This is a genomic window from Collinsella sp. AM13-34 (assembly GCF_003473055.1).
GTDB lineage: Bacteria > Actinomycetota > Coriobacteriia > Coriobacteriales > Coriobacteriaceae > Collinsella.
The window spans coordinates 65,021-85,772 of record NZ_QRLE01000004.1; the positions used below are offsets into that span (position 1 = coordinate 65,021).

Genomic DNA, 20,752 nt, shown 5'->3' on the forward strand with positions numbered 1-20,752 from the left:
TAGGAGCCTCTTTTGAAGCTCATCATCGCCGAGAAAAACGACGCCGCGCGTCAGATCGCCGAGCGTCTGTCTACGGGCAAACCCAAAAAGGACAAGGTGTACAACACCGCCATCTACCGTTTTGAGTGGAAGGGCGAGGAGTGCGTGACGATCGGTCTTGCCGGTCACATCCTTGCGCCCGATTTTTGCGACAGCGTGCTGTTCGATAAAAAGCTGGGCTGGTATTCGGTTACCGAGGACGGCGAGATGCTGCCGGCCGACATGCCCGATGGCCTGGCTCGTCCGCCCTACGACACCAAGCGCAAGCCGTTTCTTGCCGACGGTATCTCCATCAAGGGTTGGAAGCTCGAGAGCCTGCCGTATCTCACCTGGGCGCCCGTCATTAAGCTGCCGGCCGAGAAGGAGCTCATCCGCTCGCTTAAGAACCTCGCTAAAAAGTCCGACAGCGTCATCATCGCCACGGACTTCGATCGCGAGGGCGAGCTGATCGGCTCGGACGCCCTCAACAAGGTGCGCGAGGTTGCGCCCGACTTGCCGGTCGCCCGCGCCCAGTACTCTTCGTTTACCAAGGCCGAGATCACGCAGGCCTTCGATAATCTCGTCTCGCTCGACCAGAACCTGGCCGACGCAGGCGAGAGCCGCCAGCACATCGACCTCATTTGGGGTGCGGTGCTCACGCGCTACCTGACGCTCGCCAAGTTTGGCGGCTTCGGCAACGTGCGTTCCGCCGGCCGCGTGCAGACGCCGACGCTTGCCCTGGTGGTCGAGCGCGAGCGCGAGCGCATGGCGTTTGTGCCCGAGGACTATTGGCAGATCCGCGGCATGGGCGCCGCACAGGGTGCTGCCGAGGACGACCGCTTTAAGATCGCTCACAAGACGGCGCGTTTTACCGACAAAGATGCTGCCGAGACGGCGTACGGCCATGTCGACGGCGTTGCGACGGCAACTGTCGCCGCGGTGACCAAGCGCTCGCGCAAGCAGCAGCCGCCCACGCCGTTTGCGACTACCTCGCTGCAGGCAGCCGCTGCAGCCGAGGGCATCTCGCCTGCGCGCACCATGCGCATCGCCGAGTCCCTCTACATGGCGGGCCTCATCAGCTACCCGCGTGTCGACAACACTGTGTACCCCGCGACGCTCGATCTGGGCGCCGTGGTGAGCGACCTTGCAAAGATTAACCCGGCGCTGGCGCCCGTATGCAAAAAGGTGCTCGCCGGCCCCATGAAGCCCACGCGCGGTAAAGTCGAGACCACCGACCACCCGCCTATCTACCCCACGGGCGAGGGCGATCCGTCCACGCTCGACGGCGGCCAGCGCAAGCTCTACGACCTGATCGCCCGCCGCTTCTTGGCGACGCTTATGGGTCCCTCGACCATCGAGAACACCAAGCTCGAGCTCGACGTCAACGGCGAGCCGTTTGTGGCCTCGGGCGACGTGCTCGTGACCCCGGGTTTCCGCGAGGCCTATCCGTACGGCCTTAAGCGCGACGAGCAGATGCCGCCGCTTGAGCAGGGCGATACGGTCGACGTATTCGACATTAAGCTCGAGGCCAAGCAGACCGAGCCGCCCGCGCGCTACAGCCAGGGCAAGCTCGTGCAGGAGATGGAGAAGCGCGGCCTGGGTACCAAGTCCACGCGCGCGAGCATCATCGAGCGCCTGTATGCCGTGCGCTATCTCAAAAACGACCCCGTTGAGCCGAGCCAGCTGGGCATCGCCATCATCGACGCGCTGACGCAATTTGCTCCGCGCATCACGAGCCCCGATATGACCAGCGAGCTCGACGGCGATATGACCCGCGTCGAGCGCGGCGAGGACACCGAAGAGCATGTCGTGACGCACTCGCGCGCGCTGCTGGCCGGCGTGCTCGACGAGCTGCTCAAGCACACGCAGGAGCTAGGCGACGCCATCAGCGACGCCGTCACGGCCGATGCACGCGTGGGCGCTTGCCCCAAGTGCGGCAAGGACCTGGTTATGAAGACGAGCGCCAAGACCCGCGGCAGCTTTATCGGCTGCATGGGCTGGCCCGACTGCGATGTGACCTATCCGGTGCCGAGCGGCGTCAAGGTGAGCCCGCTCGAGGGCGAGGCGGCCGTGTGCCCCGAGTGCGGCGCGCCGCGCATTAAGTGCCAGCCGTTCCGCCAGAAGGCCTTCGAGATTTGCGTGAACCCCACGTGCCCCACCAACTACGAGCCTGACCTTAAGGTGGGCGAGTGCAAGGTGTGCGCCGAGGCCGGACGCCATGGCGACCTGATCGCGCACAAGAGCGAGAAGAGCGGCAAGCGCTTTATCCGCTGCACCAACTACGATGACTGCGGCGTGAGCTATCCTCTGCCGGCGCGCGGTAAGCTCGAGGCGACGGGTGAGACCTGCCCCGAGTGCGGCGCTCCCATCGTGGTGGTCAACACGGCCCGCGGCCCGTGGCGTATCTGCGTCAACATGGACTGCCCGACCAAGGAGAAGAAGCCCGCCCGCGGCCGCAAGACTGCGACCAAGGCGAGCACGGCGAAGAAGACGACGGCGGCCAAGAAGACGACGGCTAAGAAAGCCACTGCCGCCAAGAAGACGACCGCGAAGAAGTCGACTGCCAAGAAAGCAGCCGCCGACAAGTAACAGCGCAGCCGAAACATTGACCAAAACAAAAATGAGCGAGGATCCCGCGATCCTCGCTCATTTTCTAGGCAGTCATTGGGGACGTTCTTTAATGACTAGTCGTTTGAGAACGTCGCATGCGACTAGTTCACTTCGACGGGTTTGGCGCCGGGATAGCGCTCCTCAAAGTCTAGGCGGTACTTATTGTCATTGGTGCCCGCCACGTTGTCGCGTGACAGCGGTGCCACGATCTCATTCTTGTGGTCCGCAGGTTTGGCGTATTTCAGGCTGATCTCCCAGGCATCACAGATTGCGTCGATGCGGTGATCCAGGTCGTCGTACAGCGCCACGATGTCCTTCCAGGAGCTGTAGTTCTTGGAGCTCGTCGGGACGTCCAGGTCCTCGACGATATCGTAGTACTGCTCGATGGTGTCTTCCGTGCGCTCGGCGACGTCGGCGAGATTTTGACGGGTGGTGCGATCTTCTTCCAGATAGCTGCCGTTGAAGTTCTGCGCGTCGCCACGGACGTAGTTGTCGAGGTCTTCGAGCAAGTCGTAGTATTCGCTCAGTCGGCGGTAGAGGTTCTGTTCGGAGAGCGTTGCTTCGCCGCCATCCTCGTCGTCATCGTCATCATCGTCGTACAGGCTGTTGGGATCGCCGAGAGGCTTTAGGTCATCGTCGTCGACGTCATGGTGCAGCTTAGCTACCTCGGTAGTCGTCTGCGTGGCGGCGTTGTCGAAAGGCTTGATCACAAAGAAAACGACCAGGGCGATGATGATCGCCACCAGCACAACGATAACGGCGATAAGCGGCCCGGTGCCGCTCTTTTTGGGAGCGGGGGTCTGTGGCGAAGCGGGCGCGTATGCGGGAGCCGGCTGCTGTTGGGGCGAGCCGCTCGCGACGGGTATGCGCTGCGTGGTCTCGACGGCCGCGGGGCCTGCGGCGGGGTCGGGGCGATAGGCGAGGGGGTCGTCCGCCTTGGCTTGCGGCGTATCGAGGGAACCGGTCTGCTCAAAAGCGGGCTGGCTATCGCTCGCGGTTGTTTGCTCAACGGGTGCACCGCACGAGGTGCAGAACTTGGCATCATCTGCAAGAAGTTTGCCGCACGAGGCGCAATACCGAGACATTGCCACTCCTTTCGCCACATTTCAATGCAATACGACGATTATACCCAGCACCCCAAAAAGCCGGCAGTTGGGGACATTCCTTTTCGGCCGGCAGTTTAGGAACGTCCCTAACTGCTGCCTGAGTAGCCATTGGCTAGGTGGGGTTTGGGACGCGCCGAGCACTGGGGTATCATGGCTTGGTTGCTATAACTCGCATTTACGCGCCTTGTAGGAAGGGGCTGCGCCCATGGCTTTTGAGCCCGCTCAACATAGCTTTATCACGCTCGAGGGCGTCGATGGCGCCGGCAAGTCCACGCAGGCGCGCCTGCTTGCCCGCGCGCTCGAACTCGCTGGCTACCAGGTTGTGAGCCTGCGCGAGCCGGGCGGTACCGCCATCAGCGAAAAGATCCGTGCTCTGCTGCTCGACCCCGCCAATACAGCGATGGGCGACACTTGCGAGTTGTTGCTCTACGAGGCGGCACGCGCTCAGTTGGTGCACGAGGTCATCGCGCCCGCCCTTGCTGTCGGCAAGGTGGTCCTGTGCGACCGCTTCTACGATTCCACAACCTGCTATCAGGCATTTGCCGACGGCCTTGATCGCCAGATGGTGCGAGATGCCAACAACCTGGCCGTCGCGGGTACGCACCCGGCGCTCACACTCGTCTACCACATCACGCCCGAGCAGGCGGCGCTGCGCATGGCAGCCCGTGGTGCGGCAGATCGCATGGAGGCAAAGGGCATGGCATTCCAAGAGCGTGTCTACCAGGGCTTTTGCGCAATTGCCGCCGAGGAGCCAAACCGCGTAAAGCTCATCGACGCCACCGCGACCATCGAGGAAGTCTTCGAGAAGACGGTCGAGCAGGTTCGTGCCTACGGCCTCGATATTTCCCAGGACGCCGTCGCCGCCGCGCTTGCCCAGGAGGCCGAGTAGCATGGCCCCCGCGCAGACAAGCTTGCTCGCCAAGCTCGATACCCAAGAGCGCGTGCGCGACTTTTTGACCAACGCCGTCGCCAGCGGTCGCGCATCGCACGCCTATCTGTTCTTGGGAGCGCCCGGCGCGGGCAAGCTCGACGCCGCGTGGGCGCTCGCCCAAGCCTTCCTGTGCGAGCAGGATGGCTGCGGCGCATGCGACAGCTGCGTGCGCGTTGCTCGCCATACGCATCCCGACGTTCACTATTACACGCCCGAGAGCGCCACGGGCTACCTCATTGCCCAGACCCGCGAGCTGCTCGACGACGTGCCGCTGGCGCCCATCCGCGCCAAGGCCAAGGTCTACATCATCGACCGTGCCGAGCAACTGCGTGCCAACACCGCCAACGCACTGCTCAAAACGCTCGAGGAGCCGCCCGAGGGCGTTATGTTTATCTTGCTGGGCACCTCGGCAGACGTGATGTTGCCCACCATCGTGAGCCGCTGCCAGTGCGTGCCGTTTCGGCTGGTGTCGCCCGCCGTCGCCGCGCAGGCCGTGAGCCGCGCCACCGGTCAGGACCCTGCGCGTTGCCGCATGGCGGTCGCCGTGGCGGGAAGCCCCACACGCGGCATCGAGTTTCTTAAGAGCGCCGAGCGCCAGGATGCTCGCCGTCAGATGGTTCGCGCCATCGACTCGCTCATCGCCGCCGACGAGGCCGACGTGCTCAGTCGCGCCAAGTCGCTCATCGTCGCCGTTAAGGCGCCGCTCGCCGAGGTCAAGTCCACGCAGGAAAAGGTACTCGAGCAAAACGCCGACTACCTGTCGCGTGGAGCATTGAAGCAGCTTGAGGACCGCAACAAGCGCGAACTCAACGCGCGCGAGCGTTCGGGTATCATGGAAGCGCTGGCGAGCGCGCGGACGCTCATGCGCGACGTGCTGCTGACACTTCAGGACGAGGCAGCCGACGTGGTGAACGAGGATGTGCGCGACACGATCGGTCGGCTTGCCGCCGCGACCAATGTTGCGGGTGCCACCCAGGCGCTCGAGGCGGTCGCGACCGCCGAGCGCAACATCGCCAGAAACGTTACTCCCCAGCTGGCCATCGAGGTCATGCTGTTCGATATCAGGAAGGCACTGAAATGCCGTTAGTCGTACCCGTTAAGTTTACCTACGCCTCGCGCGACCTGTGGTTTGACCCGCAGGACCTGGATATCCTCGAGGCCGATTATGCCATTTGCTCCACCGAGCGCGGAACCGAGATCGGCTTGGTTACGGCCGATCCCTTCGAGGTGCCGCAAGACGAGATCGGTCAGCCGCTCAAGCCCGTGCTGCGCGTGGCGAGCGACATTGACCTGCAGCTTGCCGACGATCTTGCCATCCAGGGCGACGAGGCCATGGTCGATTTCCGCCGTCTGGTCAAAGAACTCGACCTCGAGATGAAGCCGGTCGGCGTCGAGTACCTGTTTGGCGGCGAGAAGGCCGTGTTCTACTTTGCGGCCGAGGAGCGCGTCGATTTTCGCCAGCTCGTCAAGGATCTGTCCTCGACGCTGCACATTCGCGTCGACATGCGCCAGATCGGCGTGCGCGACGAGACTCGCCTGGTGGGCGGCTATGCCCAGTGCGGCCAGGAGCTCTGTTGCACGCGCTTTGGCGGACAGTTTGAGCCCGTCTCGATCCGCATGGCAAAAGAGCAGGACCTGCCGCTCAATTCCTCCAAGATCAGCGGCGTTTGCGGCCGCCTGATGTGCTGCCTGCGCTATGAGTTCGAAGCGTACAAGGACTTTAAGAGCCGTGCGCCCAAAAAGAAGACGCTCATCGATACGCCGCTCGGCAAGGCGCGTATTCAGGAATATGACACGCCGCGTGAGCAGCTGGTGCTGCGCCTGGAGAACGGCAAGGTCTTTAAGGTCAACCTGGCCGATATGACCTGCTCGGAGGGCTGCAAAAAGAAGGCCGCCGAGCAGGGCTGCAACTGCCGCCCCGACTGCGTGACGCGCGACGTGCTCGAGCGCATCGAGTCGCCCGAGATGCGCCTGGCGCTCATGGAGCTCGACCGCGAGAACGGCGTCGACGTGGGCGATGGCCTGTCGAGCGCCGACCGTCTGGCCGGTACGTCGATGCCCAAGCGCCGTCGTCGCGATGCCGATTCCGATGCTCGCGCCGGTCAGGGGCAGGGCGAGGGCCGTGGCCGCGGAAAGGGCCGTGGCAATGCCGCAACGCCTGAGGCCGAGGAGGCCGCCGGTGGCCGTCGTCGTCGCAAGCGCGCGGGCTCGGGCGATGTCGGCGAGGCTGCAGCTGCAGGCAAGAACGCCTCCCGCGAGCGCGAGGTTCAGCAGCCCCAGCAGCAGAATCGCGGCGGTGGTATGAACCCCACGCGTCGTCGCCGCCGTCACCTGTCGAGCGAGGAGCGCGAGGATGCCTTCCGCGCCGCAGCTGCTCGCGAGACCGGTGCCGCTTCCAAGGGTCCCTCGGCCTCCGATGCGCCTGCCGACAAGGGCGGCAAGTCACGTGGCGAGGATGAGCGCGCGCCGCGTCCGCGCCGTCGCCATTCCTCGGGCACGCAACAGAAGCCCTCAGTGCCCTCCGTTGCCGATCAGGTCTCGGATGGTGAGGTCAAGGTCACGCGCCGTCGTCCCGGAGATGGCGGGGGAGCGGCTGCCAAGGCTTCGCGTGGCGCCGCTCGCGACGAGCGCGAGCCGCGCGAGGATCGCGGTGGCGAGGGCTCGGCCGACCAGGGTCAAAAGCGCCGTCGTCGTCGCCGTTCCCGCAAGCCGCGCCAGGATGGTGGCGAGGGCTCGACCCCGTCTTCGTCTGCACCACAACCGCCCGCCGGCGAATAACGCCCGCGAGCGGATTTAACCCGCCTTACCCCAATCGCGTCGGGGTACCATAGCGCTGAATCAACAACCCTCCCTGCGACCGAACGTAGGGAGGGCTGTGTCTTGAAGAGCCATCTGAACAAATTGAGCCGTCTGCAGGGTGCCGGCGCCCTACCGTTTGCGGACGAATTGCTGCCGTTTGCCGAGCGGGCGGCACGCGAGGCACTCGAGGCATTGTCGCCAACACGATGCGCCGGCTGCGAGCGCGCCGGTGCGCTTATTTGCCAAGACTGCCTGGCCGCGCTCACGCTCATCGACCCACGTCATAGCTGCACCCGATGCGGTGCCCCGTTTGGGGATTTGCTGTGCACTGAGTGTTCGGTCGAGGGCACGTCCTCGGCAATGGCGGAGGCGCTCGACCGCTGCCTGGCGTGCTCCGTCTATGCGCATCCGCTGCCGCGCATCATTAAAGCGTACAAGGACGCGGGCGAGCGACGCCTGGCGCCGTATCTGGCGGAGCTGCTCTACGACACCGCCCTGCATGCCCAGGTCGTAGCGCCCGATCGCTTAGGAGGTGTGCTGTCCGGTGCGGATGCGGTGGTGTTTGTGCCTGCGACGGCGGCAGCGTTTCGGCGGCGCGGTTTTGATCATATGGAGGCCATTGCGCGCCCATTTTGCGAGCTGTCGGGTGTTCCTCTGCTCGATGCCCTCGTCAAGTACGGGCATGGCGACCAGCGCGAACTCGGTCGTGAGGAGCGTCGCGAGCGTGCCCAAGGCATGTACGAGACGGTTGAGGACGTGCACGGCCGCCGCCTACTGCTTATCGATGACGTTATCACCACGGGCGCGACCATGGCAGCAGCCTCGGCGGAGCTCAAGCGTGCCGGCGCTGCGGCAGTCGATGGCCTTGCTATCGCACGTGTTTGGTAGGGGTGGTTTTGTGGCAGTGAAGATTGAGCGGCGCAACGAGCCGACAGGCGAACAGCTAGCGGCTTCCGTAATCCTAACAGGCGCCTCGGCGCTACGCATGATGCGCGCCGAGCGCCGACAAATGGGTTACATCAGCTGGAGGGACCTCGATCCCGATGAAGAGCGCCGTGTGCTGTGCACGTCGTCGCCCTCGACCGAGGACATCTATCTTCCCGACTTGGTGCGGATTGGGGCCGCAAGCGGCGAGGTGCAAGAAGATCTTTGCTTGCTGGTGGGATCTGCGGCGCAGCGCCGCCGCATGCCTGACGTGGGCTGGTCCGTATGCTCTGGGTTGCCCGCCGGCTCGATTCTAGAGGTGGAACCGGGGGTGTACAGTCTATCTCCCGAGGCCCTTTGTGTTGCCGTCGCCCGCGAGGTCGGCTGCATCCAGGCGTTTGCCCTGGCCCAGGAGCTGTGCTCTAAGATTTCGCTGAGTGACCGCGGGAAGTATCTGCCTCCCTACACCTCGCCTGTTACGAATAAACTTGCAAAGGACAAGGACCAGCCAGCAGATGTGGGCTACTTTGAGGTTGAGCCGGTGCTGATGCCCGATCGTCTGGCAGATTATCTCGCGGTATGCAAGGGGACCGCGGCCAAACAGCTGCAGCGTCTGTGTCCCTATCTTTCGGAAAACCTGCGCTCGCCCATGGAGTGCATCATGCTCGCCCTGTTTTCGCTTCCGTTTTCCTATGGCGGGTTTGCCTGCGGACCTTTTAAGACCGACTACAAGATCGAGTTCGATGACCGTGCGCAGGCAATCTCGGGGATGCCTCATGCAGTTTGCGATGCGTATCAAGAGGCAGCCCGGTTTGACCTGGAATACAACGGTGAGCTGGGCCATTCCTCCCGGAGGGGACGTATCCATGATGAAAAACGCAACACGGGCTTGATTACTATGGGAATCGAGGTCGCGACGGTCAACAACGAAATGCTCTGCGACATGGAAGCGATGGAAGCGCTCGCATGGCGCATCCACCAGCGTATGCGAAAGCGGTACCGGAATCGTGTCGATGCCCGCAGGAAGAAGCAAGAGGCGTTGCTTAACACGCTGCGGGCGTGTTTTGGGCTTAAGCCGGTCTAATTCACGTCGAAAATAGGGGGTTAATCATATGCCCTGGCCAAAATATGGCAAATATGAGTACTGTCACTAAATCAGTAACAGCAAAATCAAGGAATTTAGGACTCGGGGGCGTCATAAAGTAAGAAGATAATAAACAAATGTAGAATAACTAAGCATCAGGTTGGCGACACTGAGCGCATAATCTGTCCGAGAGGCCAAAATTGCCTGTTACTAAATTGGTGACAGTACTCATATTTGCCATTTTTTGGCCGCAGCACCCTAGGAAGGGTGCCCCGGAGCTCCCCATAGGGGGAGCTCCGGGCTTCACAGGGGCACGAATAGCCCACTCCGACCTGCGAAATCTGTACTCGCGATGCGAATGACGCCCCTAACCTTAAACTTTAGCTTGAACTTAGCTATAATGCGCTACGTTCCTACCAGGCTGTGGTTGCGGACGGACGAAATGCCCGTCCTAGTCCAAGACAGACGCGGTCAAAGGGATCCACGTAAGCGACCGCGTGCGCGCGGCGCGATCATGGCGCGTCCTAGATGTAAGCCGCACCGTCCGTTCTACTTTCTTTGGGGCAATACCGCCTCGCGGGCGAGCGGGCCAGTCGTGAAGGTGGCTGCGGCCTCCCGAGCAAACACCCCGGTGCGCAAGTGTGGGGTCAAATACCAGGTCAGCTGGTGGGAACAATCTGATATTTCGTGCAACGCACGGATCGTATACGACACAGAAGGCAGGGTAGTGGACATGGTGAGGGGTAGCTTGATGCACGCGGCTCGGTTAGGTGCTGGGACCGCAGCGGTCATCGCCGTTTTGGGCCTGAGCGGATGCGCGTTCAACCCGCTGTCTACGTTCACGACTCCCACGATCGACCAGATCGAGTACGAGACCGTCACGCCCGCGGTGTCGGATGATGCCCTGGTCACCCCCGGTACCCTGACGGTTGCCCTCGATACCTCCGATGCGCCGCAGGCCATGCAGGGCGCTGACGGCGAGCTCACGGGGTATGCAGTCGACGCTGCCCGCGCCCTCGCAAGCCGCATGGGCCTTAAGGTCGCCTTTGTCGATGCGTCCTCGGCAGGTTCCGCGCTCGGTGACAAAAAGGCTGATATCTTTATCGGCGAGATCAACTCCACGGATGGGGACGTTAGCTCGCTCGGCACCTGCCTGTACGATGCCGCTTCCGTGTTCGGTAGAACCAGCGATGGTGGGTCGCTAAACGTTTCCACCGATACCCTTAACACGTCTACTCTGGGTGTCCAGATGTCCTCGGCCTCGCAGGAGGCGCTTGCTAAGCAGAGCATCACCGCCAACCAAAAGACCTACCCCAACATCAACGAGTGCTTTGAGGCGCTCGAGTCCGGCGAAGTCGACTATGTGATCTGCGACTCCACGGCCGGCGGCTACCTTGCACGCCTGATGAGCGAGATCTCCTATGTCGGTGCGCTCGAGGCACCCTCGACGCTTGGTGTTGCGGGCCTCTCGTCCAATGACGAACTGTGCCGTGCCGTGAGCGATGCCCTCGACGGCATCACGGTCGACGGTACGCTTGAGGCGGTCCACTGCGTCTGGTATGGCACGATGCCTTACGACCTCACCACTAAGACAGTATCTGGTGTCAACCTTCAGTCGTCTGGCTCCGCATCCTCCGGCAGCGAGTCCTCCGATTCCAACAATGAGACCGCATCCTCCGAAGACAAATCGTCCAGCCAGGAAGACACCATCACCGACGACGACATTAACAAGCTTAATAGCTAGTTATTGCTAGGGGTGGCGTCTCCTATGCGCTAGGAGAGACGCCTCTTCACGGTTTCAACACGCACTGCCGGGCTTTCCCAATAGGGGAGCCCGGCTTTTTCATCTCTATAAAACCAGCAGGTCAAAGCCAATTTTCGGGACCAAATACAAAGTCGCTGGCTCCCTCCTATAGCGCACTTTGCCACAGAAAAGTGCGAGACTTCGGTATGCGGTATCAAGCAATCGTTATTCGGGTCTTTGGGAATCCGCGTGATTAAATGCACGGCAATGGGTACATAGCCAGTACAGTAAGTCCCCGAGGCAGATTGGAGCCACGTATGGATATCAAGGTTTCTGGACGCAAGACGACGGTAACCGATGCTCTGCGTGCGCATGTGGATGAGAAGATCGGCGAGGCGCTCAAGGTTTTCGATATCGAGCCCATGACGGTCGACGTTGTACTTCGCTATGAGAAGAACCCCTCGAACCCCAACCCGGCAATCGTCGAGGTTACGGTTCGTGCCCGCGGTTCGGTGATTCGCGTTGCCGAGCACGGTGCAGATATGTACGCCGCCATCGACCTCTCCGCCGATAAGGTCACCCGCCAGCTGCGTAAGTTCAAGACCAAGGTCGTGGACAACCGCCAGGGCGGTGCCAGCGCCGCGGATGTCGCGCCGGTCGAGCGCGTCGAGGATCTGGCCGACCTGCTGCTGCCCGAGGAGGAGGACGACCTGCTCGTCCGCGAGAAGGTTATCGACGTCACCCCGATGACTGAGGAGCAGGCGCTGGTGCAGACCGATCTGCTGGGCCACGACTTCTACGTGTTCGAGAACGCGACGACCGGTCTCATCAATGTGGTGTATCACCGTAAGAATGGTGGATATGGCATCATCAAGCCCCGCATCGAAACACTTGACGAGTAAAATACGTTAACTTGCATGAGTTAACGGTTGGCGGCCATCCCATGCGGGTGGCCGCCTTTTTACGTAAGGAGTCGCTTTGATGGACAAGGCCGCATCCGCCGGTCATTCGGACCGTTGCCGCATCGTCGTCGATACCTGCTGCGACTTTAGCCCCGAGGTCGCCGCGAACCTCGATGTCGATATCCTGGGTTTCCCCTTCATTATCGATGGCGAGGAGCGCACGGATGACATCTGGTCGAGCATCACACCCAAGGAGTTCTACGACCGCATGCGCGCTGGTGCCCGCGTGTCCACCTCGGCTGTGTCGCTCGGTCGCTATATCGAGTTCTTTACCGAGTGCGCCAAAGAGGGTACGCCCACGGTCTACCTGTGCTTTACCTCGGCGCTGTCGTCGAGCTACAACTCCGCGTGCCAGGCGGCGGACGCCGTGCGTGCCGAGTATCCCAACTTTGAGCTGTACGTGGTCGACAACGCTCTGCCCTGTGCGACCGGCGAGCTCTTGGCGCTTGAGGCCGTGCGCCAGCGTTCGGCGGGACTGACCGCCAAGCAGCTGGTCGACTGGGCAAACGAGGCCAAGACCTATGTCCACGGTTACTTTACGCTCGAGAGCTTTGACGCGCTGGCTGCCGGCGGCCGCATTCCGCCCGCGGCGGCACAGCTCACGGCAAAGCTCGACGTCAAACCCGAGCTGTCCTACGACCTGGCCGGCTCGCTGTCGCTGATCGGCGTCAACCGCGGTCGCAAGAAGGCGCTCAAGTCCATTCTCAAGTCGTTCCGCGAGAACTATGTGCCCGATCGCACCATGCCCATCGCCATTATGACGGCCGATGCCGAAAAGGACGGCGACTGGCTCGAGGCCGCCATCCGCAAGGAGGAAGGCTGCGCCGACGTGACCATCATCCGCAGCTCTGTGGGCCCCACCATTGGCTCGCACGTGGGCCCCGGCATGGTGGCTTGCGCGTTTTGGGGCAAGAACCGCGCCGACAAGGCGTCGCTTTCCGACCGCATCGCCCGCCGCGTGCGCGGTCAGTAGGCAAGTAACGCGGCCGTAATCGATCCCAACTCACAGCCCAAACGCTGGCACCGAGTATTCAACCTGGTAACAACACCCAACCCAAAAGGAAAGGTTTCATGGCAAACAAGCTCTCCGTCGCATTCATCGGCACCGGAATCATGGGTGCCCCCATCGCCGGCCACATCCTGGATGCCGGCTATCCCGTCACGGTCAACAACCGCACTAAGTCCAAGGCGGCGGCGCTTATCGAGCACGGCGCAGTCTGGGCCGATACGCCGGCAGATGCCGTGGCGAACGCCGACGTCGTCTTTACCATGGTGGGCTATCCCTCCGAGGTCGAGGAGCTCTACCTGGCGGGCGACGGCCTGCTCGCGTGCACCAAGCCGGGCGCGGTGCTGATCGACCTCACCACGAGCTCCCCCGAGCTGGCGCGCGACATTGCCGAGGCCGCCCAGGTTTCTGGTCGCATGGCGTTTGACTGCCCCGTCACCGGCGGCGAGTCTGGTGCTATCGCCGGCACGCTCACGGCTATCGTGGGCGCCACCGAGAACGATATCGCCCCAGTCCGCGACATCCTTGCCACCTTCGCGGCCAACGTCTGCTGCTTCGACGGTGCTGGCAAGGGCCAGGCTGCCAAGCTCGCCAACCAGGTGTCGCTGGGCGCCTGCATGGTCGGCATGGCCGATGCGCTGGCGTTTGCCGAGCTGAGCGGCCTTGATCTGGAGAAGACCCGTCAGATGATCCTGGGCGGCACCGGCAAGTCCGGCGCCATGGAGAGCCTGGCGCCCAAGGCGCTCGATGGCGACTACAAACCCGGCTTTATGGTCGAGCACTTCATTAAGGACCTGCGTCTGGCGCTCGCCTACGCCGATGACCGCGAGCTCGCGCTGCCCGGCGCCGACGTGGCCTTTACGCTCTACGACATGCTCGACGCTATCGGTGGCGCCAAGCTGGGCACCCAGGCCATCACGGTCCTCTATAAGGAGGAGGCCGATGCCATCGCCGCCGGTCTGGACTGGTCGCAGTATCGTCCCGAGGAGCATGGCGCTCACGAGGAAGGTTGCGGTTGCGGCGAGCACGGCGAGGACCATGAGTGCGGTTGTGGCCATCACCATGGCGAGGACCACGAGTGCTGCGGTGGCCACGGCCATGACGACGGCCACGAGTGCTGCTGCGGCCACCATCACGGGGAGTAGCGCCCATGAGCTGGACGTTCGTGGTGCTTGCGCTGGCGCTCTTTCTCTTTGCGATATACATCGGCTTTCTGTGCGGCCAGTGGGCGTGCGAAAAGCGCGTCATCACCAAGCGCGACTACTGGATCGCCAACTTTGCGGGAGCGGCGGCAGTCGTCCTGCTGACCTGGGTGTTCTCGCTGTTCCCGCTGGTGCAGTTTGCGCCGATCGGCTGGCTTGGCGGCTTTATCGCCGGCCTTAAGATGAGCTTTGGCGAGTCCGTCGGCCCGTGGCGCAAGCACGACGAGGTCTTTAACGTCAACAAGGCTCACCGCGCCGCCGCCGACGCGGGCGATGCCGAGGAACGCCGCCGTGCACGTCGCAATGGCGCGGCCGACCGACAGCTCATCTCGGTCACCGATGACAGCAAGGGTGCTGGCAAGCATGCTAAGAAATAGTAAGAAGAGGTAACTATGGCAGAAAATAAAGACGAACAGCTCACCGACGAGGAGCTGGCACAGCTCCAGCTGGCAGAGGAGAACGAGAACGCCGTCGACCGCCTGGTCCAGGAGCTCGGCTGCCCCACGCGCCGCATCCGCCAGTTTGCCGCCCGCGTGCTGCACCTGCTTGCCGAGCGCGATCCGCAGCGCGTCGTGCCCTGCGTACCCGCGCTGATCGAGGCGCTCGACCGCCCCGAGGCGCAGACCCGCTGGGAGGCCCTCGATGCCCTGACGGCGCTCGCCACCACCTGCCCCGAGCAGCTGGGCGATGCCTTTGAGGGCGCCGAGACCGCACTGTTCGACGAGATCTCTTCCACGCTGCGCTATGCCGCCTTCCGCCTGCTGTGCGTGTGGGGTGCCACGAGCGTCGAGCGTTCGCGCGAAGCTTGGCCCATCCTGGACGAGGCCATCCAGTGCTACCACGGCGACCTTGAGTATCGCGACATGCTCGGTTGCCTGTACGAGTTTTGCCAGGGCGAGATCGACGCCGAGGTTGCCGAGAAGCTTGCGCTGCGCCTTAAGTTCGATGCCGAGAACGGCAAGGGCAGCTATCTCAAGGCGCGTTCGAGCGAGATTTGCGAAATGCTTGTTAAACGTTTTGGCCTGGATCTCTCCAAAAAGAAGAAGCGTGCTAGCGTAAAAAAATCTGACGACGCCGAAGACGAGGAGTAACAGATTATGGCGCACGATGTAGTCCTGATTCCCGGTGACGGTATCGGTCCCGAGATTACGCAGGCCATGCGCCGCGTGGTCGAGGCCACCGGTGTCCAGATCAACTGGAACGTCCAGGAGGCCGGTGCCGGCGTCATGGACGAGTTTGGCACGCCGCTGCCCCAACATGTGCTCGATGCGGTCGCCGAGACCAAGGTTGCCATCAAGGGCCCCATCACCACGCCGGTCGGCACGGGCTTCCGCAGCGTTAACGTTGCCCTGCGCAAGCACTTCGACCTGTACGCCTGCGTGCGCCCCTGCCTGTCGCAGCCGGGTGACGGCTCGCGCTTCCGCGACGTCGACCTGGTCATCGTGCGCGAGAACACCGAGGACCTCTACGCCGGCATCGAGTTCGATGAGGGCGCTGCCGAGGTCGAGGAGCTCTCACAGCTCGTCGAGCGTTCGGGCCAAAAGACCTTCGCCGCCGATTCCGCGATCTCGATCAAGCCCATCTCTATCGCCAAGAGCCGCCGTATTGTGGAGTATGCCTTTGAGTATGCCCGCCGCTGCGGCCGCAAAAAGGTGACGGCCGTGCACAAGGCCAACATCATGAAGGCGACCGACGGCCTGTTCCTGCGCGTTGCGCGCGAGGTGGCCGCTAACTATCCCGATATTGAGTTCAACGACAAGATCGTCGACGCCACCTGCATGGGTCTGGTCCAGAACCCCAACGACTTCGATGTCCTGGTGCTGCCAAACCTGTACGGCGACATCGTCAGCGACCTGTGCGCTGGTCTGGTGGGCGGCTTAGGCATGGCTCCGGGTTCCAACATCGGCGCCGACTGCGCCATCTTTGAGGCTACGCACGGCTCCGCGCCCGATATCGCCGGCAAGGATATCGCCAACCCCACGGCCGAGATCCTGTCTGCCGCGATGATGCTCGATCACCTGGGCGAGAACGACGCCGCCAATCGTATTCGCGCCGCCGTCTCCGCCACGCTCGACGAGGGCAAGCAGGTTACCGGCGACGTGCGTCGTGCCCAGACCGGCTCCGTTGAGGGTGCCGTGGGCACGCAGGCCTTTGCCGATGCCGTTATCGCGCACCTGGCCTAAGGTATGCACGCTGCAAACGCCTAAATAGTACTTAAGTGTTTGCGTATAACCTAAGAATCAATACGCCCGGCGTTCTGTCGGGCGTATTCTATTGGGGACTATGTTTCCTAACAAGGAGTAACCGATATGGGTTTGATTCAAAAGAAGGACGAGAAGGACGAGATCGACGGCATCCAGATCATCGAGCGCGGCGAAGGCCCCGACGGTGATGAGGACGAGAAGATCGACCTGGTCGCTGGTACGTCTGCCGAGCATATTGCCGCTGGTACGACGGCCGAGGAGGAGGACGCCCGTCTGGAGGCTCAGATTGCCGCGGATGCCGCTGACGAGAATCTGATGCCCGAGGAGCAGGACGAGGACGATTCCGACGCGGACGACCACGCATCCAAGCACAAGAAGACGATGATTGCCGCCTTTGTGGTCGCCATCGTGATTGCTGCGGTGGTCGGCTTCTTTATTGGCAATGGCGGCTTTGGCGGCAAGGGTGTCGGCTCGTCGACCCTCACCGAGGACCAGCTCGATTCGACCGTGGCAAGCTATAGCTACAACGGCAAGAAGAGCGATATCACCGCGCGCGAGGCCATCGAGAGCCAGTACAGCCTCGATACCGTTAAGGATAGCAACGGCAACTACACCGCCCCCTCTGCTGACGTCATCCTGTCTTACGTGCGCAACAAGATTCTGCTCGATGCTGCCGAGGACGAGGGCATTACCGTCTCCTCTAAGGAGATGAAGAAGTACGCCGAGGATTCTATCGGCACCTCGGACTACGACACCATGGCCACGCAGTATGGCGTGTCCAAGGACCAGGCCAAGCAGATCGTCCGCCAGTCCGCGACGCTGCAGAAGCTCTACAAGAAGAAGGTGGGCGATAGCTCCGCAAGCATGCCGACCGCCCCGACCGAGCCTTCTGACGGCAACGAGGAGACCGCGAGTAAGGACTACGCCGACTACATCATCAACCTTGCCGGCGACGAGTGGGATAGCGAGAAGGGCACCTGGAAGGACGCCGATGGCACCTACGCTAAGGCCTTTGCCGACGATGCCTTTACTGCCGATAGCGCTACCTATAAGCAGGCCATGACCGCCTATTACACCGCCTATCAGCAGTATTCCTCGCAGGCTTCGAGCGCCAGCTCCAAGTGGACCGAGTATGCTAACGGCCTCTACGCCAAGGCCAACATCAGCATCTACGGCCTGTTTGCGTAAAGATTGCCTGAGCTTTCGAGCGCGAAGTCGAAATATCTGATTGAGCCCGCTAGAACGTCCGTTCTAGCGGGCTTTTTGCGTCGGAGTTACTGAAGGCTTAATAATTTCCATCAATCTTTAAGCCCAAAGAGGCTATCGGCTTCATCGTCAGGTATGTATTCCAGAACATCGCCCGGTTGGCAGTCGAGTGCCCGGCATATCGCGTCAAGAGTTGAAAAACGTATGGCAGAAACCTTGCCTGTCTTAATGCGTGACATATTGACCTGGGAGATGCCCACGCGTTCCGCAAGCTCTTTGGATGAGATCTTGCGTTCGGCGAGCATGCGGTCAAGCCGCAGAATAATCATGGATTCCCCCTAGAGCAACTCGTCATCTTGTTTTTGCAGGATACACCCGTACTGGAAGACGCTGGCAATCAGGCTAATAATCAGGCCTGCAAAGACCATAGAGAGGTCGAGGTGCTGGCCGCCAAGCGCATCCGTAAAGTTGCCGCCAAATCCTGAGAGTATCAGCCCCGTGACTATGGCACCAAGAAGCTTCACAGCAACGCCGCCAATAAGGAACAAATGTCCTATTTGACGTAGTATGCGGATGCATTCGAGGTCAAAGGGCCTGCCCGCCTTTTCAATGGCGGAGAAAAACCTGTATGCGCTTAGCACGATGGCAAACGCAAGGCATGTCATCATGGCGCTCCCTATGGCAGTATGACCGTCGTGCGCGACAAGCATAAGAGGGGTGTGTTCATCGGCGCCGACGAGAGCGAGAATTGGCCCTTCGCCAGCCTCAAGCTCTACGGATTGGAGACAGAACCCTTGGGAGAGGCTAGGCAATATGAGTAGATCGTAGATTGCAATGACTGCGAGGAGTCCCAGAGCGAGCGCCACGGCGGTGCAGATTGTGGCCCATTTGCAGTAGCGAGTGAGCTTCCTCAGTTTGGCTATTGCCTGTTCACGGTCGATGGCTTCATTCGATTTGGATACGTTCCAGCGGATCATAGCTCCTCCAACCAATGTCTTGGATGATACTTAAATCTTATAACATACTTAACGATAAACGATAAACAATTACAGAATAGAGTAAGTAATGTTTGTAAGACGAATAGCGAGAGCTTATGGCACATTCAGGGAGTGGGAGTTTGGCACGCGGGGGGATGGACGAGTATTGAAATATCCTGCAACCGCGCAAGTGCTTCATCGGGTCTCCCCAATTCATCTAGGAAAACGGCCGTAAACGAATGCAAATAACCGGTGAACGGTCGAAAACTACCGTTCACCGATAATTTCTAAACTGGTTCTAACTGGTATTAAGTCAAAAAGACCAATTCACAAATCTTCACAATGACCTGCAATTTTTCTTTACGCTATTTTTAGCCGCCCTGCGTTGTATTGACACGAAAAGAGTTCCGATCTTTTGCCAAAGCATTTCGAAATGGTTTCAAAACTGCAGGTAGAAGTGTTAACGAGCGGTAAACGGTCGATTTTTTACCGTGAACGGTGCAAAAACGTTTTACTGTATGAATCAACGAAAGCAACCTCTTCTGTGGTGATATAGTGACAACAACACGTCACGTGGTTACTACCAGTTGAGAGACCACTGGTTCTCAAAGAACGCTTTCCAAGAAGCTTTAAGGGCGATTGCCCGTTGGCTTCCGAACATCATCGGACTCAGATCGTACACACCTTCGGAAGGGAAATTTGAATGGTTGGCTTTATTCTTACCGGTCATGGACAGTTCGCACCCGGCCTTGCAAGCGCTATCGCTATGGTCGCTGGTGACCAGCCCGCTTTTACCGTTGTTCCTTTCGAGGGCGACCAGGCTGCTTCCTACGGTGAGGATCTCCGCGCCGCTATTACCGCCATGCGCGAGGAGTGCGATGGCGTGCTCGTCTTTACCGACCTGCTTGGTGGTACCCCGTTCAACCAGTCGATGATGATCGCCCAGGATGTCGACAATGTCGAGGTCCTGACCGGCACCAACCTTCCCATGGTTATTGAGCTTCTGTTCCTCCGCGGTAACGCCACGCTCGCCGAGCTTGGCGAGCAGGCCGTGACCGTTGGCCAGACGGGCATCACCGCCCAGACGGTCGCATCCGTTGTCGGCTCCGACGAGGAGGACGTCTTCGGCGACGAGGACGGCATCTAATGGCCGATTTCGGAGCCAGCGTCCTGAGCTCCTCGGTCGCCCTTTTAGGCCTGCTTGTCATCATGGGCTTGATTTACACCATCTGGTCGCAAATCAACATGAAGAAGAAGCAGAAGTACTTCAAGGAGCTGCACACGGAGCTCAAGCCGGGTCAGGAGGTTCTTTTCGCCGGCGGTATCTACGGAACCGTCAAAGGCATCGAAGGCGAGAAGGTCCAGATCAAAGTCCGATCCGGCGCCGTTGTAGATGTTTCGCGTTACGCGATTCAGGAGATCAAGTAACTGTCGTCAGCAAATAACGAAAGGAAGCTGATCAACATGGCAGAACCCAACATTCTTCTTACCCGCATCGATAACCGACTGGTTCATGGTCAGGTCGCTACCCAGTGGAACTCCACCCTGGGCTCCAACCTTATCCTCGTCGCCAACGACGATGTGTCGACCAACACCATGCGCCAGAACCTCATGAAGATGGCCGCTCCCGCCGGCGTCGCTACGCGTTTCTTCTCCCTGCAGAAGACCATCGACGTCATCGGCAAGGCGAGCCCGCGCCAGAAGATCTTCATCGTGGCCGAAACACCGGAAGACGTGCTTACGCTCGTCAAGGGCGGTGTGCCTATAAAGAAGGTAAACATCGGCAACATGCACATGTCGGAAGGAAAGCGCCAAGTCGCCACCTCCGTCGCAGTTAACGACGAGGATGTCGCTGCGTTTAAAGAGCTGCAGGAATTGGGGGTGGAGTTGGAGATCAGGCGCGTTCCGAGCACGCCTGTTGAGGACACGAGCAAGCTCTTCTCGTAGTCTTCGTGATCCACGTTGTCAGGAGTGAAACC

At 60.9% G+C, this 20,752-nt stretch carries 20 protein-coding genes; 17 read left to right on the forward strand and 3 right to left on the reverse strand.

Features of this window, described 5'->3' with window-relative positions:
- Positions 1-12 precede the first annotated feature (12 nt).
- On the forward strand, positions 13-2,607 hold the full coding sequence (locus DW151_RS02330; protein WP_118334235.1) for a DNA topoisomerase I: 2,595 nt from the start codon (positions 13-15) through the stop codon (positions 2,605-2,607).
- Positions 2,608-2,729: 122 nt separating this feature from the next.
- Here the strand turns inward: DW151_RS02330 and DW151_RS02335 are convergent, their stop codons facing one another.
- Positions 2,730-3,713, reverse strand: coding sequence for a zinc-ribbon domain-containing protein (locus DW151_RS02335; RefSeq protein ID WP_118334237.1), 984 nt, complete (start codon positions 3,711-3,713; stop codon positions 2,730-2,732).
- Between the two features lie 226 nt (positions 3,714-3,939).
- Here DW151_RS02335 and tmk point away from each other — a divergent pair, with 226 nt between their 5' ends.
- From tmk to DW151_RS02400, 13 genes are all read left to right on the forward strand, one after another.
- Positions 3,940-4,623: a dTMP kinase gene (gene tmk / locus DW151_RS02340; RefSeq protein WP_118334238.1), complete on the forward strand. Its 684-nt coding sequence runs from the start codon at positions 3,940-3,942 to the stop codon at positions 4,621-4,623.
- A gap of 1 nt (position 4,624) precedes the next feature.
- Complete coding sequence (locus DW151_RS02345; protein ID WP_118334240.1) at positions 4,625-5,752, forward strand: ATP-binding protein; 1,128 nt, start codon at positions 4,625-4,627, stop codon at positions 5,750-5,752.
- Complete coding sequence (locus tag DW151_RS02350) at positions 5,743-7,443, forward strand: regulatory iron-sulfur-containing complex subunit RicT (protein WP_118334241.1); 1,701 nt, start codon at positions 5,743-5,745, stop codon at positions 7,441-7,443. Before DW151_RS02345 ends, DW151_RS02350 begins: the two co-directional genes overlap by 10 nt.
- A gap of 102 nt (positions 7,444-7,545) precedes the next feature.
- A complete protein-coding gene (locus DW151_RS02355) occupies positions 7,546-8,352 on the forward strand; it encodes a double zinc ribbon domain-containing protein (protein ID WP_233540049.1) in 807 nt (268 codons plus the stop codon).
- Between the two features lie 10 nt (positions 8,353-8,362).
- Positions 8,363-9,472 (forward strand): hypothetical protein, encoded by a 1,110-nt coding sequence (locus DW151_RS02360; RefSeq protein WP_118334243.1) that lies wholly within the window; start codon positions 8,363-8,365, stop codon positions 9,470-9,472.
- A gap of 751 nt (positions 9,473-10,223) precedes the next feature.
- Entirely contained in the window at positions 10,224-11,216 is a 993-nt protein-coding gene (locus DW151_RS02365; protein ID WP_158571640.1) for an ABC transporter substrate-binding protein, read from the forward strand.
- Positions 11,217-11,533: 317 nt separating this feature from the next.
- Positions 11,534-12,118 (forward strand): ribosome hibernation-promoting factor, HPF/YfiA family, encoded by a 585-nt coding sequence (gene hpf / locus DW151_RS02370; RefSeq protein WP_035137685.1) that lies wholly within the window; start codon positions 11,534-11,536, stop codon positions 12,116-12,118.
- Positions 12,119-12,197: 79 nt separating this feature from the next.
- Positions 12,198-13,151, forward strand: coding sequence for a DegV family protein (locus tag DW151_RS02375; protein WP_089572413.1), 954 nt, complete (start codon positions 12,198-12,200; stop codon positions 13,149-13,151).
- Between the two features lie 98 nt (positions 13,152-13,249).
- Positions 13,250-14,329: an NAD(P)-dependent oxidoreductase gene (locus DW151_RS02380; protein ID WP_118334246.1), complete on the forward strand. Its 1,080-nt coding sequence runs from the start codon at positions 13,250-13,252 to the stop codon at positions 14,327-14,329.
- Positions 14,330-14,334: 5 nt separating this feature from the next.
- Positions 14,335-14,763 (forward strand): hypothetical protein, encoded by a 429-nt coding sequence (locus tag DW151_RS02385; RefSeq protein WP_117716283.1) that lies wholly within the window; start codon positions 14,335-14,337, stop codon positions 14,761-14,763.
- A gap of 15 nt (positions 14,764-14,778) precedes the next feature.
- Complete coding sequence (locus tag DW151_RS02390) at positions 14,779-15,477, forward strand: HEAT repeat domain-containing protein (RefSeq protein ID WP_117564743.1); 699 nt, start codon at positions 14,779-14,781, stop codon at positions 15,475-15,477.
- A gap of 6 nt (positions 15,478-15,483) precedes the next feature.
- Positions 15,484-16,569, forward strand: a complete 1,086-nt coding sequence (locus DW151_RS02395; protein WP_118334247.1) for an isocitrate/isopropylmalate dehydrogenase family protein — start codon at positions 15,484-15,486, stop codon at positions 16,567-16,569.
- A 126-nt stretch (positions 16,570-16,695) separates the two neighbouring features.
- On the forward strand, positions 16,696-17,778 hold the full coding sequence (locus DW151_RS02400) for a hypothetical protein (RefSeq protein WP_118334249.1): 1,083 nt from the start codon (positions 16,696-16,698) through the stop codon (positions 17,776-17,778).
- A gap of 110 nt (positions 17,779-17,888) precedes the next feature.
- Here the strand turns inward: DW151_RS02400 and DW151_RS02405 are convergent, their stop codons facing one another.
- Entirely contained in the window at positions 17,889-18,125 is a 237-nt protein-coding gene (locus DW151_RS02405) for a helix-turn-helix transcriptional regulator (RefSeq protein ID WP_118334250.1), read from the reverse strand.
- A gap of 9 nt (positions 18,126-18,134) precedes the next feature.
- Complete coding sequence (locus tag DW151_RS02410; RefSeq protein ID WP_118334252.1) at positions 18,135-18,773, reverse strand: DUF2975 domain-containing protein; 639 nt, start codon at positions 18,771-18,773, stop codon at positions 18,135-18,137.
- Positions 18,774-19,476: 703 nt separating this feature from the next.
- On the opposite strand from DW151_RS02410, the gene DW151_RS02415 reads away from it, so the two are divergent.
- The 3 genes from DW151_RS02415 to agaV are packed head-to-tail and all read left to right on the forward strand — an operon-like array spanning position 19,477 to position 20,720.
- Positions 19,477-19,920: a PTS fructose transporter subunit IIA gene (locus tag DW151_RS02415; RefSeq protein ID WP_118334253.1), complete on the forward strand. Its 444-nt coding sequence runs from the start codon at positions 19,477-19,479 to the stop codon at positions 19,918-19,920.
- Positions 19,920-20,201: a preprotein translocase subunit YajC gene (gene yajC, locus DW151_RS02420; RefSeq protein WP_117583566.1), complete on the forward strand. Its 282-nt coding sequence runs from the start codon at positions 19,920-19,922 to the stop codon at positions 20,199-20,201. The genes DW151_RS02415 and yajC overlap by 1 nt, the downstream gene beginning before the upstream one ends.
- A gap of 36 nt (positions 20,202-20,237) precedes the next feature.
- Positions 20,238-20,720, forward strand: coding sequence for a PTS N-acetylgalactosamine transporter subunit IIB (gene agaV, locus DW151_RS02425; RefSeq protein ID WP_089572404.1), 483 nt, complete (start codon positions 20,238-20,240; stop codon positions 20,718-20,720).
- Positions 20,721-20,752: the final 32 nt, after the last annotated feature.